The sequence below is a fragment of the Thermomonospora catenispora genome (genome assembly GCF_006363815.1).
GTDB lineage: Bacteria > Actinomycetota > Actinomycetes > Streptosporangiales > Streptosporangiaceae > Thermomonospora > Thermomonospora catenispora.
Genome location: NZ_RRYT01000001.1, coordinates 169,456 through 194,675, shown reverse-complemented (window position 1 = coordinate 194,675; position 25,220 = coordinate 169,456). Strand labels below are relative to the sequence as shown.

Below are 25,220 nucleotides of genomic sequence, written 5' to 3'. Positions count from 1 at the left end.
AGCACAGTGGCCGAGAACAGCGGCATCGAGACGCCCGTCGAGGGCGCGGAGTACGACGAGTACTCCGAGGACTACCCGTCGGAGTACACCACCGAGACGCCCGAGGCCCCGGGCGAGTACGGGGCCGCTCCGGTGACGGCCGGCGTCGCCTCGGCCACCGGCCGCCGCAAGGAGGCCATCGCCCGTGTCCGGATCATGCCGGGCACCGGCAACTGGACCATCAACGGCCGCTCGCTGGAGCAGTACTTCCCGAACAAGGTCCACCAGCAGATCGTCAACGAGCCCTTCGTGCAGATCGGCGCCGAAGGCCAGTTCGACGTGATCTGCCGGGTCTCCGGTGGTGGCGTGACCGGTCAGGCCGGTGCGCTGCGCATGGGCATCGCCCGCGCGCTGCAGATCATCGACCCCGACTACCGTCCGGCGCTGAAGAAGGCCGGCTTCCTGACCCGTGACGCCCGGGTCAAGGAGCGCAAGAAGGCCGGCCTGAAGAAGGCCCGCAAGGCGCCGCAGTACAGCAAGCGCTGACGCCGGACACCACGGAGCCGGGCCGTTTGGGGATGCGGACACCGGTTCTGGGGTTTTGATCGCGTTCTGGCATGGAACGCGAACATCCATGGTGGGCGTGAACGTCATATGACCGCGTGGAGCCGGTATCGGCCCACGCGGTCATCGCTTTGCAGACCGCTTTCGGTGGGAGTGAACTGTGGGTCGTCTGTTCGGTACCGACGGGGTGCGCGGGGTCGCGGGCCGCGACCTGACCGCGCGGCTGGCGATGGACCTGTCCGTCGCGGCGGCGCGGGTGCTCGGTGAGGCGGGCGCGTTCCAGGGGCATCGGCCGACCGCGGTGGTGGGACGCGATCCCCGTGCCTCCGGGGAGTTCCTGGAGGCCGCGGTGGTGGCCGGACTCGCCGAGGCGGGCGTGGACGTGCTGCGGCTGGGGGTGCTGCCCACCCCGGCGGTGGCGTACCTCACCCACACCCTGGACGCCGACCTGGGCGTGATGCTGTCGGCCTCGCACAACCCCGCGCCCGACAACGGCATCAAGTTCTTCGACCGGAGCGGCTACAAGCTGCCCGACGAGATCGAGGACCGCATCGAGGCCCGCCTCGGCGAGGACTGGGACCGGCCCACGGGCGCGGGAGTGGGCCGGGTCCGCGACGCCCAGGGCGCGGTCGAACAATACGTGGCGCACCTGCTGTCCACTCTGCCGGCGTCGCTGGACGGGCTGCGCGTGGTGGTGGACTGCGCGCACGGCGCGGCCTCGAGCGTCGCCCCGGAGGCGCTGCGTCGCGCCGGAGCCGAGGTCCTCACCATCGGGACGGCCCCCGACGGCCTCAACATCAACGACGGCTGCGGCTCCACCCACCTGGACGCGCTGCGGGCCGAGGTCGTCGCCCAGGGCGCGGACGCCGGCATCGCCCACGACGGCGACGCCGACCGCTGCCTGGCCGTCACCGCCTCCGGCGAGGTGGTGGACGGCGACCAGATCATGGCGATCCTGGCCACCGAGCTGCGCGAGGCCGGCCGGCTGGCCAAGAACACCGTGGTCGCCACCGTGATGAGCAATCTGGGGTTCAAGCTCGCGATGCGCGAGGCCGGGATCGAGACGGTGCAGACCGCGGTGGGCGACCGGTACGTGCTGGAGGCCATGAAGGAGGGCGGCTACACCCTCGGCGGCGAACAGTCCGGGCATGTGATCATGCTGGAGCACGCCACCACCGGGGACGGGGTGCTGACCGGGCTGCACCTGCTGGCGACCATGGCCCGGCGGGGCCGGTCGCTGGAGGAGCTGGCCAAGGTGATGCACCGGCTGCCGCAGGTGCTGATCAACGTGCGGGGCGTGGACAAGGGCAAGGCGAAGTCCTCGCCGGCCCTGGCCGAGGCGATCGCGCAGGCCGAGCGGGAGCTGGGCGACTCCGGCCGGGTGCTGATCCGGCCCAGCGGCACCGAGCCGATGGTCCGGGTGATGGTCGAGGCCGCCGCCGAGGACCAGGCGCAGCGGCTCGCCGAGCGCCTGGCCGAGGTCGTCAAGATCGAGTGCTCCGCCTAGGCCGGGCGCTCCGCTCCATCGGTCCGGGCCGCCGCCCCGACGGCCGGGCCGGCCGGCCCGACCACGGCGGCCGCCCCGTCAGCCCTCGGTGATCTCGAGGCGGCCGATCTTGAGGTGGGCGATCTCGACGGTGCCCGCCCGAAGCTCCTTCATCACCGCCTTCTTGATCGCCAGCCGGCCGATGGCCAGCGCGCCGACGGACAGCGCGCCCAGCGCCACCGCCCCCAGCGCCAGAGCGCCCAGGCCGGTGCCGGCGCGCAGCGCGGCGCCGGTGGCGGAGGCCCCGGTGACGGACGCACCGGTCGCGCGGGCGCCCACGGCCCGCTCGGTGCGCACCCGCGGAGGCCGGGGCTCCTCCTCCCGCGGCGCGTTCTGCTCGTCCGGTCCGGCGTTCATGGCGTCCCCCTCGGCTCGTCGCCCCGCCGGCCGATCGGTTGGATCATCGGCCGGCTGATCGGCTGGATGACCGCATGCTATGCCCTGGGCCTCCGCCCTCAGCAGCGGCCCAGGAACGTCTGCAGGGCGTTGTGGTCGGCGCGGGTCACCGGCAGCCGGTACTTGGTCGCCACCGCGATGTACTTGATCGCGTACGTGCACTGGTACTCCTTGCGGGGGCGCCACTCGCCCGGACCGGAGTCGCTTTTCTGCCGGTTCGGCACGCCCCACACGGCCAGCAGGTTGTCGGGGTCGTTGGCGAACTGTTCGCGGCGTGACTTCGGCCACCGGGAGGCGCCCATCCGCCAGGCCAGCGCCAGCGGGTACACGTGGTCGATCTGCACCTCGTCGGCGTCGGACTTGCGGAACGAGATCCGCCGACCGGTGTAGGGGTCGTGGAGCGTGCCGGAGACCACCACGCACCGGCCGCGCCTGACGACGTCCGTCAGATCCCGGGCCAGCACGTCGTTGCGCTGATCGCAGCCGTTGCGGTCGATGTCCCGCCAGCGCACTCCGAAGTCCTCCCGGTCGTAGCCGGCCCCGTCGCCCTCGGCGGCGATCGGCAGCGCGGCCAGGTGTCGGCGGGACTGCGCGGCGTCGCCGGGCGCGGGCGTCGAGCCGTTCCCGCCCACCTCCGCGGTGCAGGCGACCGCCGTGAGCGCGGCGGTGATCGCGACCAGACCCGGCCGCCGGGCGTGCCTCATGCCTCACCCTCCCTGCGTCGTGTCGTGCGGATACTCCGCTCTGCGGCGACCAGTCGCCAGCGTAGGGGCGGGCAGTGAACGCTCTGGGGCGGGGGCGGCCGGAGAGGGGACCGCCGGCCCCGGAGGCGACGTCCGCCCGGAGGGCCGGCCGCCGATCCGGGCGGTGGAGACGGACGATGAGGGCGGACGATAAGGGCATACGACCGGAGGATGACGACTTTCCCGGTGCCGGTGCACTAGGTTGCAAGGCATGCCGATCATCGCCACCCGAGGGTTGACGATGCGGTTCCCCGGCGTCACTGCGCTGAACGACCTCACCGTGGACATCGAACCGGGGATCGTGGGACTGGTCGGCGCCAACGGCGCCGGGAAGTCGACCCTCATCAAGATCCTGCTGGGCCTCCAGCCGGCCTCGGCCGGTCAGGCGTGGGTGCTTGACCTGGACGTGGCCCGGCAGGGGGAGCTGATCCGCGAGCGGGTCGGCTACATGCCCGAGTACGACTGCCTGCCGCCGGACGTGTCGGCCACCGAGTTCGTGGTGCACATGGCGCGGATGAGCGGGCTGCCGCCGACCGCCGCCCGCGAGCGCGCCGCCGACACGCTGCGGCACGTCGGCCTGCACGAGGAGCGGTACCGGCCGATCGGCGGCTACTCCACCGGCATGCGGCAGAAGGTCAAGCTGGCGCAGGCGCTGGTGCACGATCCGCAGCTGGTGTTCCTGGACGAGCCGACCAACGGGCTGGACCCGGCCGGGCGCGATGAGATGCTGGAGCTGATCCGCCGGATCGGCACCGAGTTCGGCATCAGCGTGCTGGTCACCTCGCACCTGCTGGGCGAGCTGGAACGCACCTGCGACCATGTGGTGATCATCGACGGCGGGCGGCTGCTGCGCTCCCAGCCGGTGGAGGCGTTCACCACCGACAGCGGCACCCTGGTGGTCGAGGTCGAAGAGGGACGCGACGAGCTCGGGCGGGCGCTGGCCCGGGCCGGGCTGACGGTGCGTCCGGAGGGACGGACGCTGCTGGTCGAGGTCACCGGAGAGCACACCTTCGACCTCATCCGGGACACGGTGGTGGAGCTGGACCTGCTGCTGATCCGCATGGAGCAGCGCCGCCACCACCTCGAGGAGGTCTTCGCGACGCCGGCGCCTCCGGTGCCGCCGGGCGCCGCCGTCTCGCCGAGGGGGCATGCGGGATGACCACGGGCACGATCCACGACATCGGCTACCGGCACTACCAGGGGCGCCGGCTGGGCCGGTCCTATCTGCTGCGGTCGCTGTACGTGCACAATCTGCGGAGCGCCTGGGGGCTGGGCCGGCCGGCCCGCGCCAAGGTGATGCCCGCCCTGCTCGCGGCGATCGTGCTGCTCCCCGCGGTGGGCAGTGTGGCGGCGGTCGCCCTGGCGGGCGAGGCCGACGCGCTGATCCGTTACTCGGCCTACCCGACCTACCTGCAGCCGGTGATCTCGATCTTCGTGGCCACCCAGGCCCCGGTGCTGGCGTCGCGGGAACTGCGGTTCCGGGTGATCCCGCTGTACTTCTCCCGGCCGGTGCTCTCACTGGACTTCGTGCTGGCCAAGCTGGCGGCGATGACCACCGCCCTGGTGCTGCTGATGGCGACCCCCATCACCGTGCTGTACGTGGGCGGGCTGGTCAACAAGGTGCCGGACGCGGGCGCGCACCTGCGGGACTTTTCGCTGGCGCTGGTCGGCGTGCTGCTGTTCGCGGTGGTGCTGGCGTCGATCGGGCTGGTGGTGGCGGCGTTCACCCCGCGGCGCGGATTCGGGGTCGCGGCGGTGATCGCGGTGTTCATGCTGTCGTGGGTGTTCGTGCAGATCGTGCAGGGGATCGCCACCGCGCGGACGCAGTTCGACCTGGCCGGCTGGCTGGGGCTGCTGACGCCGTTCACCCTGGTGGACGCGGTGCAGGTGCGGCTGCTGGGGGCCGAGCGGGCGGGCGGCGCGGTGCCGCCGGGCGCGCTGGGCGGACTGGTGGCGCTGCTGGTGTGCGCCGGGGTGGTGGCCCTTTCGATCGCGATGCTGCACCGCCGTTTCCGGAGGGGGGCCGACCTGTGACCGTGCTGCGCCTGGAGAACGTGTCCCGCTGGTACGGGAACGTGGTGGCGGTCAACGGGGTGTCCATGGAGATCGGCCCCGGGGTGACCGGGCTGCTCGGCCCCAACGGCGCGGGCAAGTCCACGCTGATCCACATGATGGGCGGGTTCATCCCGCCGTCGTCGGGGACGATCACGCTGGACGGCGAGCCGATCTGGCGCAATCCGGCGATCTACCGGCGGCTCGGGCTGGTGCCCGAACGCGAGACCGCCTATGACTTCCTGACCGGCCGGCAGTTCGTGCTGGCGATGGCGAAGCTGTTCCGGCTGCCCGACCCCGAGGCCGCCACCGACCGGGCGCTGGCCTTGGTGGAGATGGAGCCCGCCCAGCACCGGGTGATCGGCAAGTACTCCAAGGGCATGAAGCAGCGGATCAAGATGGCCTCGGCCTTGGTGCACGACCCGCCGGTGCTGCTGCTGGACGAGCCGTTCAACGGGATGGACCCGCGGCAGCGGCTGCATCTGATGGACCTGATCCGGCGGATGGCCGCCGAGGGCCGCACCATCTTGTTCAGCTCGCACATCCTGGAGGAGGTGGAGCGGATCGCCGAGCACATCGAGGTGGTGGTGGCCGGCCGGCACGCCGCCTCCGGGGACTTCCGGGCGATCCGCCGGCTGATGAGCGACCGGCCCCACCAGTTCCTGGTGCGCTCCAGCGACGACCGGACGCTGGCCGCGGCGATCATCGCGGACGGCTCGGCGCGCGGGGTGGAGCTGACCGGCAAGGGCGTGCGCGTGGAGGCCACCGACTTCCGCCGGTTCACCTGGCTGCTGCCGCGGCTGGCCAAGCAGCACGGGGTGCGGCTGTGGGAGGTCAGTCCGGCGGACGAGTCGTTGGAGAGCGTCTTCGAGTACCTGGTGGCCAGGTGAGGGGGAGGACCCGGTGAACGTCACGATCGCCCTCATCACGCTGCGCTCCATGCTGAGCCGGCGGCGGGCGCTGCTGCTGTTCCTGCTGCCGGCGGTGCTGCTGTCGCTGGCCGCGGCGCTGAACATCACCGACAACACCGAGCCCGGCACCGCGGCCGGCGTGCTGCAGCAGTTCGCCCTGGCCACCTTGTTGCCGCTGCTGGCGCTGATCGCCGGGACCGGGGTGATCGGCCCGGAGATCGACGACGGCCAGATCATGTACATCCTCACCAAGCCGATCGGCCGGCACGTGGTGGTGCTCACCAAGCTGGTCGTGGCGATCGCCCTGGTGGTGGCGTTCGCGGTGGTGCCGACGCTGGTGGCGGGACTGCTGCTGCGGGGGACGGCGACGGGGCTGGCCCAGGGTTTCACGGTCGGGGTGCTGGCGGCGGGCGTGGCCTACACGGCGGTGTTCGTGGCGCTGGCGGTGGCCAGCCGCAGCGCCGTGACGATCGGCCTGCTGTACGCGCTGGTGTGGGAGTCGCTGCTGGCCCAGTTCGCCCCGGGCGCCCGGTCGGTGTCGATCCAGCAGTGGGGCCTGTCGATCGCCGACGCGATCACCTCGAGTTCGGCGGTGGAGGCCACGGTGCGCACCCCGGTCGCGGTGCTGCTGCTGGCGGCGGTCACCGTGGCGGGGACGGCCCTGGCGGTGATGCGCCTGCGCACCTTGTCGGTGGCGAGCGCCGAGTGAGCCGGCGGCGTCCCGCGTGCGCGGGACGCCGCTCAGGCCGTCGCTCAGGCCGGTCGGGTCACTCGCCCAGGGCCGCGGTGAGGTCGGCGAGGATCTCCGAGGCGGTCACCGGGTCCAGCTCGCCGAACGGGAGCTGCTCGCCGGACCGGCGGCCGGTCCACAGCAGCACCTGTTCGATCTGCTGCTCGGCGTACTGCTCGGGATCGATGACCCGGATGCCGGGCTCGAAGGACACCATCACGTGGCGCTCGTCGGGGGTCATCTTGGTCACCTGGCGGCGGAACCCGCCGGTCTCCTTCTCGCCGAGCTCCCAGCCGCGCCGGGTCAGGCCGAGGATCCGGCCGAAGTGCACGGTGCGGCCCTCGAAACGCTCCAACCGGCCCTGGGCGCGCTCCTGCTCGGCGAGGGTGAACACGGGGCGCGTCAGCTGCGGGAACGGCTGGATGAGCTCGTAGTCGGCGAACACCTGCGCCCAGGCGCCCACGGCCTCCTCGCCCAGCGTCACCGGGTGCGGCAGCGTGATGCGGGCGTCCTCGGGAAGGGCGAACGCCTCGTCCTCGACGTCGGCCAGGGTGCGGTCCTCGGCCACGCGGAACGTGGTGGTCCGCCCCTCCGTCGTGGCGGCCCACACCAGGCGGCGGGCGAGGTGCCACAGCAGCGGATGGTCGACGAAGATCGACCGGAACTCCTCGGCCGTCCACTCCCGGCCGGTCACCATCGCCTGCTCCAACAGCTTGATCCGCTCGGCGGCGACCTGCTTGACCTGCTTCTTCAGGTCGGCGAACCGCTTGTGGGCGGCGGGCGCCAGCTGTGGATCGTCCTTGGCGCCGGGCTTGGGCAGCGTCTTGCGGCGCTTGCCGGACTCGTCGGTCACATACGGCTTGAGCTGCTCGTCGAACCCGACGATGAACCGGCGCGGCCCGTAGTCCAGCACCAGCGTCCCGTCGGCGCTCAGCCCGAAGGTGGGGACGAGCCGATCGGTGAGCTGCTCGGGGGTCAGCCCGCGCTCCTCGGCGGCCTGCTTGAGCCGCCACTGCGCTTCGGGCCGGATCCGCTTGGCGTCCCGCGCCTTGGTGGCCAGGCGGTGCAGGTGGCGCAGCGCCGAGTCGGTCCCGAGCCGGGCGAACAGCAGCACCGCGGTGGTGCCGTTGCAGTCCCACACGAACGCCTTGCTCCAGCCGACGACCTGCTCGACCAGCCGGTCGGCGGTCTCGTCGTTCCCCCAGTTGATCAGCGCGTACTGCACCCCGGGGGAGGCCCACCAGCGGGGGTGCCGGTCGACCTCGTACAACGCCCAGGCGAACTCGGCGAGCGAGTCCGGATCGAGCGCCGGCTCGACCCGCTTCAGCCCGGCATAGGGGTCATGACAGCCCTGGGTGAGCAGCAGCATGGTGATCAGGTGGCGGGTCGCCGCGGCGGGCAGCGCCAGCTCGCGTCCGCGCAGCAGCACCTGGGGCAGCCGCTCGGGGTCGAACTCCTCGGGGATCTCCGGCATCGGGTCGGGGAGGAGCTCCAGCGGGTCGACGCGCAGCTCCGCGATGGCCTGGACCGCCTCCTCGCCGTAGCAGCGGGCGGCCTCGACGATGGCGTCCCGGCCGTGCACCCGGGCCACCAGGCGGAGGGCGGCCTCGGCACGCCTCCGTTTCGGGCCGGGTTTGCGCAGCGCGTCCGGCACCGTCAGCCGTGCGGCGTCCTGTCCGTGCAGGCGGAACCACTTCGCGGCCTCGCGTGCGTTCGGCCAGACGTCGAAGCTCTTGATCATGATCTGGGCGACGTCGGCGTCCAGGAACGGCGCCAGGGCGGAGAACCCCCGGGAGTTCTTGGCCTCGTACATCGCCGCCGGGTAGGCCGCCACCCCATGGCGGGCCACCGCGCCGCGCAGCACGCTGTGGCCGGGGTAGTGGGTGAACGTCTCCCAGTAGCGCTCGTCGGCGAGCAGCTTCTCCCCGTACTCCGGCGGCGCCTGCAAGAGCAGGCCCGCGGCCAGCCGCAGACGCTCCCTGGTCTCCAGCGACAGCGCCCGGCCGTCGGCGAAGGTCTCGGCCACCTCGTCCCAGTCGGTGTCCTCCGGCAGCGGCTGGAAGCCGTACTCCTCATAGGGCCCCTTCAGCCAATTCTCGCGGAGCTCGGGGTCCCACCGGACGACGGTGGGCTCCTTGGGAGCCTTGAGCTTGAGGACCGCCGGTTCCCGGTTGCCCGGCAGGCGGGTCCAGGGCGGGTTCACCAGCAGGTCGGGCAGAGCACTCTCGGGGGCCTCCGGGACACGGTCCGTGGGAGATTGCGTCATTGCGGTCGATTCTCCAGACGGTCGGATGGAAGCGTTCCCGCGGAGATCCGCGGACACAGGAGTACGACTCCCCGCGGGCCGTGATCGTTCCGGTCAGATCCGGCGAAGGCTGACGCGCTGGACGCTGTGGTCGCGGCCCTTGTGCAGGACCACGGTGGCGCGGGCGCGGGTCGGCAGGATGTTGGAGACCAGGTTGACCTCGTTGATCTCACGCCACACCCGGTGGGCGAACGCGGCCGTCTCGTCCTGGTCGAGTCGGGCGTAGCGGTGGAAGTAGGAGCGCTCGTCGGTGAAGACGGTGCGGCGCAGCGCGAACAGCCGTTCCAGGAACCAGTCGCGGATGTGCTCCACCCGCGCGTCCAGGAAGATCGAGAAGTCGATGAAGTCCGACACCGCCAGGGAGCCGGGCGGCGGGGGCTGCAGGACGTTCAGCCCCTCCAGGATCAGGACGTCGGGCCGCCGCACCGTCTGCCGGGCGCCCGGGACGATGTCGTAGTGCAGGTGCGAGTACACCGGGATGGTCGTCTCCGACGCGCCCGCCTTCACCGCGGTGACGAACTCCAGCAGCGCCCGCCGGTCGTAGGACTCGGGGAACCCCTTGCGATCCATCAGCCCGCGCTCGGCCAGCACCCGGTTGGGGTGCAGGAAGCTGTCGGTGGCGACCAGCTCCACATGCGGCCGCTCCGGCCAGCGGGACAGCAGGGTGCGCAGCAGCCGGGAGACGGTGGACTTGCCGACCGCGACGCTGCCGGCCACGCCGACGACGAACGGGACCCGGTCGACCGCGCCGCCCAGGAAGTCCGCCACGGTCTCGCGCAGCCGCCCCTCGGCCATGAAGTGCAGATGCAGCAGCCGGGACAGGGGCAGGTAGATCTCCTGCACCTCGGTGAGGTCGATCGGGTCGCGCAGCCCGCGCAGCGAGTCGAGCTCTTCGGCGGTCAGCGGCAGCGGGGCGTCGGCCCCGAGCGCCGCCCACTGCGCGCGGGACAACGCCGTGTAGGGAGTCGGCACGGTGTCCCATCCCAGGGTCATGGGGGCGAGACTACAGAGTCAGATGACGATCATGCGGTGCGTGCGCATCACGGTTCGTGAACCGCTTGTAGAACGCCCTGCCCATCCGCTGGCACAGGTATGCCCTGCTCCTCGGTAGTGTGACGGCCATGTGCGGAATCGTGGGCTACGTGGGCTCCAAGCCTGCGCTGAACGTCGTGGTCGAAGGCCTGGCCAGGCTGGAGTACCGGGGATACGACTCGGCCGGGGTCGCGGTCTTGACGGACGGCGCCCTGATGACGGCCAAGCGGGCGGGCAAGCTGGTCAACCTGCGCAATGCGCTGGACGAGGAGCCCGCCCCGGAGGGCACCGTCGGGATGGGGCACACCCGCTGGGCCACCCACGGGCCGCCCACCGACCGCAACGCCCACCCGCACGTCGACTGCACCGGGCGCATCGCCGTCGTCCACAACGGGATCATCGAGAACTTCGCCGCGCTGCGCGCCGAGCTGACCGAGCGCGGGCACCGGCTGGACTCGGACACCGACACCGAGGTGGTCGCCCACCTGCTGGAGGAGGAGCTGCGGGACGGCGCGGGCGGGCTGGCCGAAGCGGTGCGCCGGGTGTGCCGGCGGCTGGAGGGCGCCTTCACCCTCGTGGTGGTGAACGCCGACGATCCCGACGTGGTGGTCGGCGCGCGGCGCAACTCCCCGCTGGTGGTCGGCGTCGGCGAGGGGGAGAACTTCCTGGCCAGCGATGTGGCCGCGTTCATCGCGCACACCCGGGACGCGATCGAGCTGGGCCAGGACCAGGTGGTGGAGCTGCGCCGGGACAAGGTGACGATCACCGACTTCCAGGGCAGGCCCGCCGAGGTCCGCGAGTACCACGTGGACTGGGACGTCACCGCCGCCGAGAAGGGCGGCTACGACTCGTTCATGCTCAAGGAGATCGCCGAGCAGCCGCGTGCGGTGGCCGACACGCTGCTGGGGCGGATCGGCACCGACGGCCGGCTGACGCTGGACGAGATGCGGATCTCCGATGAGCAGCTCCGCGAGATCGACAAGATCATCATCGTGGCCTGCGGCACCGCCTACCACGCCGGGCTGATCGCCAAGTACGCCATCGAGCACTGGGCCGGGCTGCCGTGCGAGGTGGAGCTGGCCAGCGAGTTCCGCTACCGGGACCCGATCCTGACCCGCACCACGCTGGTCATCGCGATCTCCCAGTCCGGGGAGACGATGGACACGCTGATGGCGGTGCGGCACGCCCGCGAGCAGCGCGCCAGGGTGCTGGGCGTGTGCAACGTCAACGGCTCGACCCTGCCGCGCGAGTGCGACGGGGTGCTCTACACCCACGCCGGGCCGGAGGTCGGGGTCGCCGCCACCAAGACGTTCCTGACCCAGCTCGTGGCCGTCTATCTGATCGCCCTCTATCTGGCGCAGGTCCGGGGGACCAAGTGGGGCGACGAGGTCTTCGCCATGGTGCAGCTGCTGGCCACCATGCCGGAGAAGGTCGAGCGGGTCCTGGAGACCATGGAGCCGGTCCGCGAGCTGGCCCGCTCCCTGGCCGATGAGCGGTGCGTGCTGTTCCTGGGACGGCATGTGGGCTACCCGGTGGCGCTGGAGGGCGCGCTCAAGCTCAAGGAGCTGGCCTACATGCACGCCGAGGGCTTCGCCGCCGGCGAGCTCAAGCACGGTCCGATCGCCCTGATCGAGGAGGGGCTGCCGGTCGTGGTGGTGGTGCCGCCGCGCGCCCGGGCGGTGCTGCACGACAAGATCGTCTCCAACATTCAGGAGATCCGGGCCCGCGGCGCCCGCACCATCGTGATCGCCGAGGACGGCGACGACTCGGTCGTGCCGTTCTCCGACACGCTGATCCGGGTGCCCGCGGTGCCGACCCTGCTCCAGCCGCTGGTGGCCACGGTGCCGCTGCAGGTGTTCTCCTGCGAGCTGGCCAGGGCCAAGGGGCATGATGTGGACCAGCCGCGCAACCTGGCCAAGTCCGTGACCGTGGAGTGAGGCGGGCCGTCCCCGTCCGCGGCGGACGCCGGACGGGTCCTCAGGGGATCCGTCCGGCCTTGATGCCCTCCAGCAGCGAGCGCCAGGCGGATGCCGAGAGGCGCAGCACCGGTGCGCGGTCCCCTTGCTTGCTGTCCCGCACCCCCACCCGCGCGGCGAGGGCGGTCACCTCCACGCATGTGTAGTTGGCGCCGCTGTGACTGCTCTTGCGCCAAGCCCGGATCTGGTCGGACACGATGCACGCCTTTTCGGTCGGCTGCGGCCGGTCGACGGGGCCGATATCGGGTGGGTTATGCCGGAAGGCTAGCCATGGGGGATGCGGCGGAATGTGTCGTGTGCCGCGGTCGGGCCCGCTCGTCGCTCTTCGAGGCGTTGTGAGGCGTGCGGAAAACTCCGTCGGAAAAGGTCGGGTCCCGGTGCGGGGAACGGGTGCCCCCGGTGAGCCGTCGCCCGGATCGTTCGCGGCTCACCGGGGCTGATTCACCGGATCGATGCGGATGGGCGCCGGTGCCCGGTACGTGCTATGCGGACGTCGCGGCGGAGTCGTACTCGCCGTTTTTGATTCGTTCCACGAACGCGTGCCAGGCGCCGGCGGGCAGCACCGTCAGCGGGCCGTTCGCGCCCCGCTTGGTGTCCCGCATCGCCACCCGTCCTCCGGGCAGCGCCGCCACCGCCACGCAGTTGCCGTTGGCACACCGCGTGCTGACTCTCCAGCCGACCTCGGCCATGCCGACATGAGACAAGTGATTACCCCTCGAGTGCATGTTCTGCGGAATGTGGAGAATTCACCATTCGTCTCGAGCCGCACGGATGCGTTCCAGAGAATCCGCTCGGTCGAGCGCCCGCTGCATGAGAGTTTCATGAGCGAGCCGGTACATATAAGTGACCGACTCATCAGTCAGCGAGCTCATGGTTAGGCTTTCGGTGTGCACGATATCAGGAAAGATCACATCGTGCACGGGAGCGAACTCCAGCAACGTAAAGGAGTTGGCAAGAATGGGATGAGGGACGGCCAGCGGAAGGATCCGCACCGCGATGTGCGGCAATTGCGCCATGGCGAGCAAATGATCCAGCTGCTCGCGCATGACCGACCGGTCGCCCACCATCCGGTGGAGCACCGACTCGTCGAGGACGATCTCGAGCCGCAGCGGGTCGGGCCGGCTGAGCAGCCGCTGCCGCCGCATCCGCACCTCGACCCGGCGCTCGATCTGCTGGGGCGGCACGGTGGTGATGAAGTTCCAGCTGCGCATCACGTGCCGGGCGTAGTCGCGGGTCTGCAGCAGCCCGGGCACGGCCATGCTCTCCACCTGGAGCGCGGCGGTCGCCTCGTCCTCCAGCGCGATGTAGGTGGCGAAGTCGATCGGCAGGTCCGGGTACTGGCTCCACCAGCCCGGCCGGGTGGCCTCCTCGGCCAGGGTCAGCATCGCGTCCCGGTGCGCACCGGTCACCTGGTACAGGTCCAGCAGCGCTCGTACGTCCTCGACCCGGGCGCCGATGCGGGCGTTCTCGATGCGGCTCACCTTGGAGGGGGACCAGCCCAGCGACTCGGCGACGCTGTCACCGGTCAGGTCGCGCTCCTCACGGAGCCTGCGCAGCTCGACCCCGAGCCGTCGACGGCGCACCGAGGGGGCTCGCGACGTCGCCATCGCTGCCTCCGTCCGGGATTCCGCCCAAGGTTCGCGCTCACCGTACATGCATCAGTACGTGCATATTGCAGCGGTACCCTACACCAGGGCCGTGCCCGGGCATGAACGTTCCTTGAATGGCCGCCCTCGTTCCGGCGGGCATGCCGATCATCGATGTCCCGCCGGAAAAGTACAGCCATTTCCGCATTGTGGATGATCGCCCTCGACCGGACGTGAAGAGCCGCTCCAGAACATCGACGGTCGATTCCTCCCCGTCGTCAGCGGACATCGGGCGCGCCGGGTGCGCGCATGGCAGGCTTGGGTACGTGATCGTGGGTGTGGGGATCGACGTGGTCGACATCGCCCGGTTCGAACGGTCGCTGGAGCGCACCCCCGGGTTGCGCGCCCGGCTGTTCACCGCCGCGGAGCGGCCGCTGGCGACCCGTTCGCTGGCCGCCCGGTTCGCCGCCAAGGAGGCGCTGGCCAAGGCGCTGGGCGCGCCCCCCGGGCTGCTGTGGACCGACGCCGAGATCCGGCGCGCCCCCGACGGCAGGCCGACCCTGCACGTCACCGGCACCGTGGCCGCCGCGGCGAAGGCCCGAGGCGTGAACCGCTGGCACGTGTCGCTCAGCCATGACGGGGGCATCGCCACCGCCATCGTGATGGCCGAGTCGACGGTGGGGCGAGATCTTCAAGAGGAGCCATGAGGTACGCGCACGAGGTCGACAAGGTACGCGCCGCCGAACAGGCCCTGATGGCCCGCCTCCCGGAGGGCGCCCTCATGCAGCGTGCCGCCGCCGGGCTGGCCGCCGCGTGCGCCCGCCTGCTGCCCCGCCTCTACGGGGCGCGGGTGGTGCTGCTGGTCGGCGGCGGCGACAACGGCGGCGACGCGCTGTACGCCGGCGCCCGGCTGGCCCGGCGCGGCGCCGTGGTCGAGGCGGTCCTGGCCGGGCGCAAGGCCCACGCTGCGGGGCTGGCGGCGCTGCGCTCCGCCGGGGGCCGCGTGCTCGACGGCGCCGGCCGGGGCGCCGAACGCGCGATCCAGGCCGCCGACCTGGTGATCGACGGGCTCACCGGCATCGGCGGGACCGGCGCGCTGCGCGAGCCGCACGCGACCCTGGCCCGCTGCACCGAGTACGCCGAGGGCGTGGTGGTGGCCTGCGACGTGCCCAGCGGGGTCGACGCCGGCTCCGGACGGGTGGACGGGGCCGCGGTGCGCGCCGACGTCACGGTCACCTTCGGCACCTACAAGCCCGGCCTGCTCATCGACCCGGGCGCGTCCCACTGCGGCGTCGTCGAGCTGGTCGACATCGGCCTCGGCCCGGACCTGCCCGATCCGGACGTGGTCGCCCCCTGGGCGGCGGACCTGGGGGTGCCGCGCCCTGGGCCGGAGTCCGACAAGTACCGGCGCGGCGTCGTCGGCATCGTGGCGGGCGGGGAGCGCTACACCGGCGCGGCGGTATTGTGCGTGGGCGGCGCGGTGCGCGGCGGGGCGGGCATGGTCCGGTTCGCCTCCTCCCCGCACCCGGTCGAACTGGTCCGGCGGCACTGGCCGGAGGCCGTCGTCACCGTCATCGAGCCCGCCCCCGACGCCCTCGCCGAGGTCGGCCGGGTGCAGGCCTGGGTGATCGGTCCCGGGCTGGGCACCGGCCGTGAGGCCGAGACCCTGCTGGAGGCGGTGCTGCGGACCGACCTGCCGGTGCTGGTCGACGCCGACGGGCTCACCGTGCTGGCCCGCCGCCGCGACCTGCTGCTGCGCCCCGCCCCCACCGTGCTCACCCCGCACGCCGGGGAGCTGGCCCGATTGCTGGGGCCGGGGACCACCCGCGAGCAGATCGAGGCCCGGCGGCTGGAGCACGTCCGGCGGGCGGCGTCGGAGCTGTCGGCGACCGTGCTGCTCAAGGGCTCGACCACGCTGATCGCCGAGGAGGACCGGCCGGTCCGCGTCAACCCCACCGGCACCTCCTGGCTGGCCACCGCCGGGACCGGCGACGTGCTGTCCGGCCTGGCGGGCGCGCTGCTGGCGACCGGGATGTCGGCGATCGACGCCGCCACCGCCGCCGCGTACCTGCACGGGCTGGCCGCCCGGCTGGCCGCCGCCGGCATGCCCGGCCCGGACGACTCCGACCCGGGACGGCAGGCGCCGATCAGCGCCCACGATGTGGTCACCGCCCTGCCGGAGGCGTTCCGTATGCTGGGCTGACCTGGCTGAACGCATCCGGCGGCGGTGGGGGGCGGCACACTGGTCACCATGAGAGAGCCCGTACAGGCACGCGTGGACCTCAGTGCCGTCCGCGCCAATGTCGCACTGCTGCGCGATCGGGCGGCGGGGGCCGAGGTCATGGCGATGGTCAAGGCCGAGGGCTACGGGCACGGCCTGGTCGAGGCCGCCCGCGCCGCGCTCGACGGCGGAGCCTCCTGGCTCGGCGTCGCCCGCGTCGCCGAGGCCCTGCGGCTGCGCGCCGCCGGCGTCACCGCGCCCGTGCTGGCGGCGGTGGTCACTCCGGGCGAGCCGCATGAGGAGGCCGTGGCCGCCGGGGTGGACCTCACCGTGGGCTCCGTCGCCCTGGTGGAGCGGGTCGCCGCCGCCGCCGAACGCGCCGGCCGGCCCGCCCGGGTGCATCTGAAGGCCGACACCGGGCTGTCCCGGGGCGGGGCGACCATGGCGGACTGGCCGTCGGTCGTCGACGCGGCGGGGGCCGCCCAGGCCACCGGCCGGATCGAGGTCGTCGGGCTGATGTCGCACCTGGCCTGCGCCGACGAGCCGGGGCACCCGTCCGTCGCCGCCCAGCTCGCCGCCTTCCAGGAGGCGATCGAGCACGCCGAGAAGGCCGGGCTCCGTCCCCGGGTGCGGCATCTGGCCAACTCGGCGGCGACGCTGACGCTGCCGCAGGCCCGCTATGACATGGTCCGCCCGGGCATCGCGGTCTACGGGCTCACCCCGATCCCGCAGCAGGGGACGTTCGGGCTGCGCCCGGCGATGACGCTGGTCGCCGAGCTGGCCGCGGTCAAGCGGGTCCCGGCGGGCAGCGGGGTCTCCTACGGCCACACCTACGTCACCGACCGGGAGACCACGCTGGGGCTGGTGGCCGCCGGCTACGGCGACGGCGTCCCCCGGCACGGCTCCGGCCTGCTGGAGGTGCTGGTCGGCGGGCGGCGCCGCCGCATCGCCGGGCGGGTGTGCATGGACCAGTTCGTGGTCGACCTGGGAGAGGACGCGCCGTCGCCCGGCGAGGAGGTGCTGCTGTTCGGCCCCGGCGACCGGGGGGAGCCGACCGCGCAGGAGTGGGCGGAGGCGCTCGGCACCATCTCCTATGAGATCGTCACCCGGATCGGCGCCCGGGTGCCCCGGGTCTACCCTGACGATCCGGCGGGCCGCTGACGCCCGCCGTTCGGCGGGAGGACCGTGCATGGACGGCAGGAACAAGCGGCGGCTGGGCATCGCCGGGGCGATCGCCGGCGTCGGCGCGGCCGGGATCGGCGTGGCGGTGGGGGTGCGGCATTTCATCGTCGGTCGCCGCCGGTTCGGACCCGATCCGGAGGCCGACGAGCCGTTCGGTGAGCTGCGCGGCAGGCCGCTGACCGTGCACGCCGACGACGGGGTGCCGCTGCACGTGGAGATCGACGAGCACCCCGGCGATGCCGTCGCCCCGCTGACCGTGGTGTTCTGTCACGGCTACGCCCTCAATCAGGACGTGTGGCACTACCAGCGCCGCGACCTGGTCAGGAGCGTTCCCGGGCCGCTGCGGCTGGTGTTCTGGGACCAGCGCAGCCACGGGCGCTCCGGACGCGGCGATCCGCGGCGCGCCACCGTCGACCAGACCGGCGAGGACCTGCATGCGGTGTTGCGCGCCGCCACCCGGCCGGATGAGCCGGTGCTGCTGGTCGGGCACTCCATGGGCGGCATGTCGATCATGGCGTTGGCCGGCGCCCGTCCGGAGCTGTTCGGCGACCGGATCGCCGCGGTGGCGTTGATCAACACCTCCGCCGGGCGGCTGGCGGAGATGACGCTGGGGCTGCCGCCGGCGCTGGCCCGGCTGGTGCAGCCGCTGGCCGGCGGGGCGCTCCGCGGGCTGAGCCGCACTCCCGCGCTGGTGGACCGGGCCCGGGCGCTGGGCGCCGACCTGGCGTTCATGGTGACCCGGCGGATGGCGTTCGCCGACGCCGCGATCAGCCCGTCGGTGGTGGACTTCCTGGAGCAGATGATCAGGGCCACCCCCATCGACGTGATCGCCGAGTTCTACCCGGCCCTGATGGCGCATGACAAGAGCGCGGCGCTGGAGGCGATCGGCCGCGTCCCGACTCTGGTCATGGTGGGCGGCCGGGACGGGCTGACGCCGCCCGAGCACGGCCGCCGGATGGCCGAGGCGATGCCCGGCAGCGAGCTGGTCGAGGTGACCGACGCCGGGCATGTGCTGCCGCTGGAGCATCCGGGCATGGTCACCGGAGGGCTGCGCCGGCTCATCGCCCGCGTCCGGCCCGCCGCCGAGGAACGTTCCGCGTGATGCGCGGGCGGCCCCGCGTCCGGGGTCTCCCCGGTCTCCTCGCGTCCGGCGGGCCGACGTCGCGCCGGGGCCCGCGTGCCGGGTAGAAGGCATGGGGACGCCCGCTCCGGCGGGCCGGGCCGTCGTGACGCCCCGTCCGAGGCGGACGAGGGCGTCCCGGTGCGGAACGATGGTCGGCGACGGCCGCGGCGAGGGGGACGCCCCGCCGTCGCGCCCGGCAGGGCCCTGATCCTTCCCCGCCCCATCGGGCGGGATCTCCTCGGAGGTGCATGATGAACGACCGCGCTGCACGTGACGAGGCCGCCCACGCGGAGGTGGAGCGGGCCGCCGAGGACGCCCGACGGGCGGTGGTGCTCCGCATCCCCACCGCCGAGGCGATGCGGGAGCTGGGGATACGGCTGGCCGGGCTGTTGCGCGCCGGCGACCTGCTGGTGCTGTCGGGGGACCTGGGGGCCGGGAAGACCACGCTCACCCAGGGCATCGGGGAGGGGCTGAAGGTCCGCGGGCCGATCACCTCGCCGACGTTCGTGATCGCCCGGGTGCATCCGTCCCTGGGCGACGGACCGGCGCTGGTGCACGTGGACGCCTATCGGCTGGGCGGTTTCGCCGAACTGGACGATCTGGATCTGGACGCCTCGACGACCGAGTCGGTGACGGTGGTGGAATGGGGCGCGGGCCTCGCGGAGGGGCTTTCCGAAGATCGGCTCGAAGTCGTGATCATCCGCGATGACGAGGAGACCGAGGAACGCACCGTGAAAGTTGCGGGAATCGGGGCACGGTGGGCCGGTCTGCCCGCCGCATTGGGCTGACAGCCTCTGGAAATGCGGTTTTCGGGGGTGTGGATGTCTTCTTTACCACACCATGCCTTAATCTTTGCCGGAACGACCCCACCTAGTGATCCAAATCTCAGCCAGGGGTGAGCCCGGTGAGTGGAAACCATCGCAGCGGCGGACGCCGTGCCTCCAGCGGCGGCTACCGGACCGGCGGGTACGGCCGCTCTGGCGAGCATCGTGGCCGGGGTTACGACGACGGCGGGTCGTACCGCCGCTCCGGCGACCGTTCGTACCGACGCGCCGGCGGCGGCTATCCGCGCGGCGGCAGCGGAAGCCACCGGATCGTGCACAACCGGCCGCCGCGCCGCCGGCTGGCCGCCGCGCTGCTCGGCGCGGTCGGCGGGGTCGCGATCTGCATCCTGGCCGTCTTCCTGGTGCTGAACATGGGCGGCGACGGCCGGTCGACCGGCGGCGTCGCCGCCACCGGGGCCGCCGACGCCGGCGCCGAGTCGCACGACGAGCGGTCCTCCGTCCCCGACGCCTGCACCGTCATCGGCGACGAGCTCGCCTCCGACCTGGCGCCGAAGGCCGACCGCACCCAGTCGGACAGCTACCAGGCCAGCGACCGGCAGAACCAGTGCGTGTGGGGTTCCTACGTCGGCAGGAACAAGCGGGTGCTGACCGTCGAGCTGCGCGCCATCGCCGGCGCGAACGGACGCTCCGGAGCCGACGTGGCCGGGGAGACCTTCCAGACCGAGCGGCAGGCCGACCAGTCCGGCAAGTCGCTGCTGGTCGGGCACGATCTGAAGACCAAGCGGGTCGTGGAGGGCGTCGGCGAGGAGGCCTACGCGATCTACTCGGTGGACGAGTCGCAGGGCTCCGGTGAGGCCGTCGTCAACGTCCGCACCGGCAACGTGCTGGTCACCGTGCACTACTCGGGCACCGACGGCGGCACCGAGCTGTCGGCCGGCAAGGCCATCGACGGCGCCATCGCCGCCGCCAAGGAGGCGGTGACCGTCCTCGACGCCACCGGCTGAGCGGGAACCGCCCCCGCCCCGGGACCACTAGGCTGAGAGGCCGTGCTGGTCCTGGCTTTCGACACCGCCACCGCCGCGGTCACCGTCGCGCTGTATGAATGGATCCCCGGCGAGGGGGTGCGTCCCCGCGCCGTGGCCGAGACGGTCGACGCCCGCCGCCACGCCGAAGTGCTCACCCCGTCCATCGGCGGCGTGCTCGCCGAGGCCGGCGCCGCGCCGGCCGACCTGAGCGCCGTGGCCGTCGGCGTCGGGCCGGGGCCCTACACCGGGCTGCGGGTCGGCCTGGTCACCGCCGCCTCGCTCGGCGACGCGCTGAAGATCCCCGTGCACGGGGTGTGCACGCTGGACGCGATCGCCTGGGCCTCCGGCCGGGACGAGCCGTTCGTGGTGGCCACCGACGCGCGCCGCAAGGAGGTGTACTGGGCGCGGTACGACTCCGCCCGCGTCCGCGCCACCGAACCGGCGGTCGGCCCGCCCGCCGAGGTCCCCGCCGCCCTCGGCATCGAGCCGGGCGGACTGCCGGTGATCGGCGAGGGCGCCGCCCTGTACCCCAAGGAGCTGGGCGTCACGGGCGACCCGGCCCCGCTGCTGCCGTCGGCGGCCGCGCTGGCCGAGCTGACGGTGGCCCGGCTGAGCGGGGCCGCGGGCCCGCCGCTGCTGCCTCCCCGGCCGCTGTATCTGCGTCGTCCGGACGCCCGCACCCCCGGTCCGCGCAAGAAGGTGACCCGGCCATGACCGCCGTGCTCCGGACGATGACCGTCGACGATCTGCCCGCCGTGCTGGCGCTGGAGCGGGAGCTGTTCCCCCAGGACGCCTGGAGCGAGCAGATGATGCGCGGTGAGCTGGCCCAGCAGCCGAACACCCGGTACTACGTGGTCGCCGAGGACCCGCCCGGCGCGATCGTCGGCTACGCCGGGCTGGCCGCCGCCGGGGAACAGGGCGATGTGCAGACGATCGCGGTCCGGCCCTCCCACCAGGGGCGGGGAGTGGGCGCGGCGCTGCTGACCGAGCTGCTGGCCGAGGCCGGGCGGCGCGGCTGCACCGAGGTCTTCCTGGAGGTCCGGGCCGACAACGACCGGGCGCGCGTGCTGTATGAGCGGTTCGGATTCGAGCGCATCGGCCTGCGCAAGCGCTACTACCAGCCGACCGGCGTGGACGCCGTGGTGATGCGCCGCCGCCTCGGCGGCGCCGGCGCCCGGCCGTTCGGCTTCGCGAGGGGGAACGCACAGTGATCCGTGATTCCGAACCGCTGGTGCTGGGCATCGAGACGTCCTGCGACGAGACCGGGGTCGGCATCGTCCGCGGCACCACCCTGCTGGCCGACGCGGTCGCCTCCAGCGTGGACGAGCACGCCCGGTTCGGCGGCGTGGTGCCCGAGGTCGCCTCACGCGCTCACCTGGAGGCCATGGGGCCCACCGTGGAACGCGCCCTGGAGCAGGCGGGCGTGGCGTTCGACGACGTCGACGCCATCGCGGTGACCGCCGGCCCCGGCCTGGCGGGCGCGCTGCTGGTGGGGGTGGCCGCCGCCAAGGCGTACGCGCTGGCGCTGGGCAAGCCGCTGTACGGGGTCAACCATCTGGCCGCCCATGTGGCCGTCGACCAGCTCGAGCACGGCCCGTTGCCCAAGCCGTGCATCGCCCTGCTGGTCTCCGGCGGGCACTCCTCGCTGCTGCTGGTGCCCGACGTGGCCGCCGACGTGCGTCCGCTCGGCGCCACCGTGGACGACGCCGCCGGCGAGGCGTTCGACAAGATCGCCCGGATCCTGGGGCTGGGCTTCCCCGGCGGACCGCTGATCGACCGGCGGGCCCGGGAAGGCGATCCGGCCGCCATCGCCTTCCCCCGCGGCAAGTACGACGACGGCACCTATGACTTCTCCTTCTCCGGCCTGAAGACCGCCGTGGCCCGCTGGATCGAGGCCCGGGAGCGCGCCGGCGAGCCGGTCCCCGTCGCCGACGTCGCGGCCTCCTTCCAGGAGGCGGTGGTCGACGTGCTGACCGCCAAGGCCCTGGCCGCCTGCCGGGAGCACGGCGTCAAGGACCTGCTCATCGGCGGCGGAGTCGCCGCCAACTCCCGGCTGCGCGCCCTGGCCGCCGAGCGCTGCGAGGCCGCCGGCGTCCGCCTGCGCGTGCCCCGCCCCAAGCTCTGCACCGACAACGGCGCCATGGTCGCCGCCTTGGGCGCCGAGCTCGTCGCCGCCGGACTGACCCCCTCCGCCCTCGACCTGCCCGCCGACTCGGCGCTCCCCGTCACCACCGTCAAGGTGTGAGCCGGGGCCGGGCCGTGGGGACTCGTGCGCCGCGCCGGGCTCAGCGGGTCGAGGCGCCCAGGTGGGACAGCACCGAGGCCAGATGGTCCTCCAGGGCGAGGACCCAGGGCTCGGGGAGGACGCGGTCGGGGGCCTCGGGGAGCACGTCCAGCAGGGTGCGCAGGTCCCAGTACGGATCGTGGACGTAGCCGCCGGAGACCCGGTCGAAGGCGCTCAGGAACTCCTCGGCGGCGGTCCGGCCGTACTGCACGGCCAGCGACCAGCGCATCTGGGCGATGTCGACCGCGGCCGGGCCGTAGGAGGCGGTGGACCAGTCGACGACGCCGGTGAGGCGGCCGTAGGACCACAGGGTGTTGTCCGGGCGGTAGTCGCGGTGGATGAAGCACGGCGCGGCCTCCGGCGCCGGGGCCGCGGCCAGGTCGAACGCGCGTTCCCACAGCTCGGGGCGGGCGGCGTGCTTGGGCGGCAGCCGTACCTCGAGCCGGTTGGCGGGCACGTACGGCGGCATGGTGGCGGCGCCGTGCAGCGGATGCACCGACAGCAGCGCGGCGGCCAGCTGGATCAGGTACTCGGGCAGGTCGTCGGGACCCGGCCGGGCCGGATGACCGATCAGCCGGGTGATCAGCAGCGCGGGCGCGTCGCAGTGGGCGCCGGCCGGGTCGGCCGCCACCAGCTCGGGGGTGGGCAGCTCGCAGCCCGCCAGCAGGGCCAGCGCGGCGATCTCCCGTTCCGGGGAGAATTCCGCATCCCAGGCGGCGCGGTCGCGTCCGGTCCATCGGCGCAGCACCAGCCGGTGCACGCTGCCGAAGCGGCTGGCCACCAACAGGGCGTGATTGACGTGCTGGGCGCCGCCCAGCGGGCGGACCATCTTCACCTCGGCGCCCGGGCCGAGGCACTGCTCCACCCAGCGCAGCGTCTGCTCGCCGGGAGGCGGTGGCGCCTGCGCCGGTGGTCCGGATGCCTGGGAACGGGTCACGAGATCCATCAAAACGGATTCCGAACGGTATTGGGAGCGATTTTGCCAAGCCGGAACGGAGCGAAATGCACGCTCCGGTCCGAGAATGCGGCCGATGAACGGACGGCCTCCCCTATTGTCGGACATAAGGGGCGGACGGCGGTCGACGTCGGAGGATCCGTTCAACCGAAAACACCGCCGTCGATTACGGCTGGAAACGGACATGGCGTCGCATCGCCGCGGCGGAGGCGCCGAAAAAGATCACGAACGCGGGCGCAGCAGCGCCTCGGCCAGCGCCAGCACCGATTCTTCCAAAGTGGTCAGCCGGCGCAGCATGTCCTCGTGCACCGCGGCCACCTGCCGGGCGACGTCGCCGTGCACGAGATCGACCTTCTGCCCGACCTCATGGCGGACCCCCTCGAAACGCCGCCCCAGCTCCGCCTGCACCACCTCGGTGCGCTGGGCGAACTCGGCGTGCACCCCCTCGACCCGGCGGGTGAACTCCTCCTGGAAGCCCGCCACCCGAGCGGTGACCTCCCGGTGGATCCCGCCGACCTGCCGGGCCAGCTCCTCCTGCAGGTCGGCCACCCGCCGGGCGACGTCGTCGTGCACGCCGTTCATCTGCTTGCTCACCTCGGTGTGCACCGCCTCGACCTGCTTGGTGACGTCGTCGTGCACCGACTCCACCCGGCGGGAGACGATGTCGACCTGCGCGGTGAGCTCCTCCAGCGCGGAGTCCACCCGCCGGGTCACCTCGTGGTGGATCGCCTCGATCCGCCGCCGCACGTCCTCCTGCACGTCCTCGAAGCGGTGCGCGAACTCCTCCAGCCGCCGGGCGGCGTCGTGGTGGGCGGAGTCGGCGACGACCGCCATCGCGTCCTTGACCTCGTCCCGGTCGGGCCGCGCCCGCAGCTCCTCCAGCAGCGGGTCCACCGCCTCCGACAGCCGCTTCTCCAGCTCGTCGAAGCGGTGGTCGTGGTCGGCCGCGGGCCGGTGGGCCAGCTCCGCCAGCCGGCGGTGCACGTCGGGCATCTCCAGCGCCGCCGGCAGCTGCCCGACCCGCTCGTGCAGCGACTCGACCCGGTCGTCGACGCCGTCCAGCCGTCCGGCCAGCCCCTCCAGCCGGCCGTCCAGCCCGTCCAGCCGCCCGCCGATCCCCTCGACCCGGCCGTCGACCGCGTGCAGGCCGCCTTCCACCCGTTCGGCCATCTCGGCGAACGAGCGCTCCACCCGGCCGCCGATCTGCTGCACCGCGTGCTCCAGCTGCTCGCCCCGGTGCCCCAGCTCGGCCAGCGCCTTGTCGAGCCGGTTGAACCGCACCGAGGCGGCCTCCATGCTGTTTTGCAGCCGGTCCAGGCGGCGGGTCATCTCCTCCAGCCGCTCCGCGGACTGCTGGGCGGTCTCGTGCACGTGCCGGGCCTGGTCCATCAGGGTCTGCAGCTGCTGCAGGCCCTCGTCCACGCGCTCGGCCATCGCGCCGACGTCGGCCCACAGCGAGGGCAGCTCGGCGATCGGCTTGACCCGTTCCAGCAGCGCGTCGATGCGTTCGGCCAGCCCCTGCGCCCACGGCGGCGGCGTGACGGCCAGCCCGCTCACCTGGCCGCGCACGCCCTCCACCTGCCCGGTCAGCGCGCTCAGCTCGCGTTCGCGGACCTCCCTGAGCAGCCACTCCATGCCCTCCATGCGTTGGCGGAGCTCGTCGAGGACCTGACTCTGCGAGCGCTGCTCGTGCACATGGTCCTGCGCCGCCCGGGCAAGCAACTCCCGCATCCGGTCCGAGACCGGTTGAACCCCCGTCTGCAGGAAGTTGGTCTTTGTTTCCACCCGATGCTCCTTCGTGTGCCGAACGCGCGAACGGACGGGC

At 72.8% G+C, this 25,220-nt stretch carries 25 protein-coding genes; 16 read left to right on the top strand and 9 right to left on the bottom strand.

The window, feature by feature from the left end; all coding sequences use genetic code 11:
* Positions 1 to 6: 6 nt before the first annotated feature.
* Together rpsI and glmM are read left to right on the top strand one after the other, a co-directional pair.
* Positions 7 to 525, top strand: a complete 519-nt coding sequence (gene rpsI, locus EIO00_RS00865) for a 30S ribosomal protein S9 (protein ID WP_140174720.1) — start codon at positions 7 to 9, stop codon at positions 523 to 525.
* A gap of 178 nt (positions 526 to 703) precedes the next feature.
* Positions 704 to 2,050, top strand: a complete 1,347-nt coding sequence (gene glmM / locus EIO00_RS00860; RefSeq protein ID WP_140174718.1) for a phosphoglucosamine mutase — start codon at positions 704 to 706, stop codon at positions 2,048 to 2,050.
* Positions 2,051 to 2,128: 78 nt separating this feature from the next.
* Here glmM and EIO00_RS00855 read toward each other — a convergent pair whose 3' ends face one another.
* Entirely contained in the window at positions 2,129 to 2,446 is a 318-nt protein-coding gene (locus EIO00_RS00855) for a hypothetical protein (RefSeq protein WP_140174716.1), read from the bottom strand.
* A gap of 98 nt (positions 2,447 to 2,544) precedes the next feature.
* Positions 2,545 to 3,189, bottom strand: a complete 645-nt coding sequence (locus EIO00_RS00850) for an HNH endonuclease family protein (RefSeq protein ID WP_140174714.1) — start codon at positions 3,187 to 3,189, stop codon at positions 2,545 to 2,547.
* A 250-nt stretch (positions 3,190 to 3,439) separates the two neighbouring features.
* On the opposite strand from EIO00_RS00850, the gene EIO00_RS00845 reads away from it, so the two are divergent.
* Genes EIO00_RS00845 through EIO00_RS25480 form a run of 4 tightly spaced genes read left to right on the top strand, consistent with a single transcriptional unit; the run spans position 3,440 to position 6,900 of the window.
* Complete coding sequence (locus tag EIO00_RS00845; RefSeq protein WP_175596078.1) at positions 3,440 to 4,387, top strand: ABC transporter ATP-binding protein; 948 nt, start codon at positions 3,440 to 3,442, stop codon at positions 4,385 to 4,387.
* On the top strand, positions 4,384 to 5,262 hold the full coding sequence (locus tag EIO00_RS00840; RefSeq protein WP_140174712.1) for an ABC transporter permease: 879 nt from the start codon (positions 4,384 to 4,386) through the stop codon (positions 5,260 to 5,262). The genes EIO00_RS00845 and EIO00_RS00840 overlap by 4 nt, the downstream gene beginning before the upstream one ends.
* A complete protein-coding gene (locus EIO00_RS00835; RefSeq protein ID WP_140174710.1) occupies positions 5,259 to 6,170 on the top strand; it encodes an ABC transporter ATP-binding protein in 912 nt (303 codons plus the stop codon). The genes EIO00_RS00840 and EIO00_RS00835 overlap by 4 nt, the downstream gene beginning before the upstream one ends.
* 13 nt (positions 6,171 to 6,183) lie before the next feature.
* On the top strand, positions 6,184 to 6,900 hold the full coding sequence (locus EIO00_RS25480; RefSeq protein ID WP_140174709.1) for an ABC transporter permease: 717 nt from the start codon (positions 6,184 to 6,186) through the stop codon (positions 6,898 to 6,900).
* Positions 6,901 to 6,958: 58 nt separating this feature from the next.
* Here EIO00_RS25480 and EIO00_RS00825 read toward each other — a convergent pair whose 3' ends face one another.
* Together EIO00_RS00825 and coaA are read right to left on the bottom strand one after the other, a co-directional pair.
* Complete coding sequence (locus tag EIO00_RS00825; protein ID WP_140174706.1) at positions 6,959 to 9,187, bottom strand: DUF4132 domain-containing protein; 2,229 nt, start codon at positions 9,185 to 9,187, stop codon at positions 6,959 to 6,961.
* A 93-nt stretch (positions 9,188 to 9,280) separates the two neighbouring features.
* Positions 9,281 to 10,219 (bottom strand): type I pantothenate kinase, encoded by a 939-nt coding sequence (gene coaA / locus EIO00_RS00820; protein ID WP_140174705.1) that lies wholly within the window; start codon positions 10,217 to 10,219, stop codon positions 9,281 to 9,283.
* A 128-nt stretch (positions 10,220 to 10,347) separates the two neighbouring features.
* Between coaA and glmS the strand changes: the two genes are divergently transcribed.
* Positions 10,348 to 12,195: a glutamine--fructose-6-phosphate transaminase (isomerizing) gene (glmS, locus tag EIO00_RS00815; RefSeq protein ID WP_140174703.1), complete on the top strand. Its 1,848-nt coding sequence runs from the start codon at positions 10,348 to 10,350 to the stop codon at positions 12,193 to 12,195.
* A 40-nt stretch (positions 12,196 to 12,235) separates the two neighbouring features.
* Here glmS and EIO00_RS00810 read toward each other — a convergent pair whose 3' ends face one another.
* The 3 genes from EIO00_RS00810 to EIO00_RS00800 form a co-directional block, all read right to left on the bottom strand.
* Positions 12,236 to 12,430 (bottom strand): DUF397 domain-containing protein, encoded by a 195-nt coding sequence (locus EIO00_RS00810; protein ID WP_140174701.1) that lies wholly within the window; start codon positions 12,428 to 12,430, stop codon positions 12,236 to 12,238.
* A gap of 286 nt (positions 12,431 to 12,716) precedes the next feature.
* Positions 12,717 to 12,923 (bottom strand): DUF397 domain-containing protein, encoded by a 207-nt coding sequence (locus EIO00_RS00805; RefSeq protein ID WP_140174699.1) that lies wholly within the window; start codon positions 12,921 to 12,923, stop codon positions 12,717 to 12,719.
* A gap of 57 nt (positions 12,924 to 12,980) precedes the next feature.
* Positions 12,981 to 13,841, bottom strand: a complete 861-nt coding sequence (locus tag EIO00_RS00800; RefSeq protein ID WP_140174697.1) for a helix-turn-helix domain-containing protein — start codon at positions 13,839 to 13,841, stop codon at positions 12,981 to 12,983.
* A gap of 305 nt (positions 13,842 to 14,146) precedes the next feature.
* On the opposite strand from EIO00_RS00800, the gene EIO00_RS00795 reads away from it, so the two are divergent.
* The 9 genes from EIO00_RS00795 (at position 14,147) to tsaD (ending at position 22,401) form a co-directional block, all read left to right on the top strand.
* Entirely contained in the window at positions 14,147 to 14,527 is a 381-nt protein-coding gene (locus EIO00_RS00795) for a holo-ACP synthase (protein WP_140174695.1), read from the top strand.
* Positions 14,524 to 16,023: an NAD(P)H-hydrate dehydratase gene (locus EIO00_RS00790; protein ID WP_140174693.1), complete on the top strand. Its 1,500-nt coding sequence runs from the start codon at positions 14,524 to 14,526 to the stop codon at positions 16,021 to 16,023. The genes EIO00_RS00795 and EIO00_RS00790 overlap by 4 nt, the downstream gene beginning before the upstream one ends.
* 48 nt (positions 16,024 to 16,071) lie before the next feature.
* Positions 16,072 to 17,202, top strand: coding sequence for an alanine racemase (gene alr / locus EIO00_RS00785; protein ID WP_140174691.1), 1,131 nt, complete (start codon positions 16,072 to 16,074; stop codon positions 17,200 to 17,202).
* Between the two features lie 28 nt (positions 17,203 to 17,230).
* Positions 17,231 to 18,325 carry an alpha/beta fold hydrolase gene (locus EIO00_RS00780; RefSeq protein WP_140174690.1) on the top strand — a complete coding sequence of 365 codons (1,095 nt, stop codon included), beginning with the start codon at positions 17,231 to 17,233 and terminating at the stop codon, positions 18,323 to 18,325.
* Positions 18,326 to 18,597: 272 nt separating this feature from the next.
* Positions 18,598 to 19,134: a tRNA (adenosine(37)-N6)-threonylcarbamoyltransferase complex ATPase subunit type 1 TsaE gene (gene tsaE / locus EIO00_RS00775; protein ID WP_140174688.1), complete on the top strand. Its 537-nt coding sequence runs from the start codon at positions 18,598 to 18,600 to the stop codon at positions 19,132 to 19,134.
* A gap of 116 nt (positions 19,135 to 19,250) precedes the next feature.
* Entirely contained in the window at positions 19,251 to 20,135 is an 885-nt protein-coding gene (locus EIO00_RS00770; protein ID WP_140174686.1) for a hypothetical protein, read from the top strand.
* Positions 20,136 to 20,177: 42 nt separating this feature from the next.
* Positions 20,178 to 20,870 (top strand): tRNA (adenosine(37)-N6)-threonylcarbamoyltransferase complex dimerization subunit type 1 TsaB, encoded by a 693-nt coding sequence (gene tsaB / locus EIO00_RS00765; RefSeq protein WP_140174684.1) that lies wholly within the window; start codon positions 20,178 to 20,180, stop codon positions 20,868 to 20,870.
* Positions 20,867 to 21,367, top strand: coding sequence for a ribosomal protein S18-alanine N-acetyltransferase (gene rimI / locus EIO00_RS00760; protein WP_140174681.1), 501 nt, complete (start codon positions 20,867 to 20,869; stop codon positions 21,365 to 21,367). The genes tsaB and rimI overlap by 4 nt, the downstream gene beginning before the upstream one ends.
* The gene (gene tsaD / locus EIO00_RS00755; RefSeq protein ID WP_140174679.1) at positions 21,364 to 22,401 is read left to right on the top strand and encodes a tRNA (adenosine(37)-N6)-threonylcarbamoyltransferase complex transferase subunit TsaD; all 1,038 of its coding nucleotides are present in this window, start codon (positions 21,364 to 21,366) and stop codon (positions 22,399 to 22,401) included. The genes rimI and tsaD overlap by 4 nt, the downstream gene beginning before the upstream one ends.
* 40 nt (positions 22,402 to 22,441) lie before the next feature.
* Here the strand turns inward: tsaD and EIO00_RS00750 are convergent, their stop codons facing one another.
* Both EIO00_RS00750 and EIO00_RS00745 read right to left on the bottom strand, forming a co-directional pair.
* Entirely contained in the window at positions 22,442 to 23,386 is a 945-nt protein-coding gene (locus tag EIO00_RS00750; protein ID WP_140174677.1) for a phosphotransferase family protein, read from the bottom strand.
* A 231-nt stretch (positions 23,387 to 23,617) separates the two neighbouring features.
* Entirely contained in the window at positions 23,618 to 25,180 is a 1,563-nt protein-coding gene (locus EIO00_RS00745) for a hypothetical protein (protein ID WP_241661039.1), read from the bottom strand.
* Between the last annotated feature and the right edge of the window lie 40 nt (positions 25,181 to 25,220).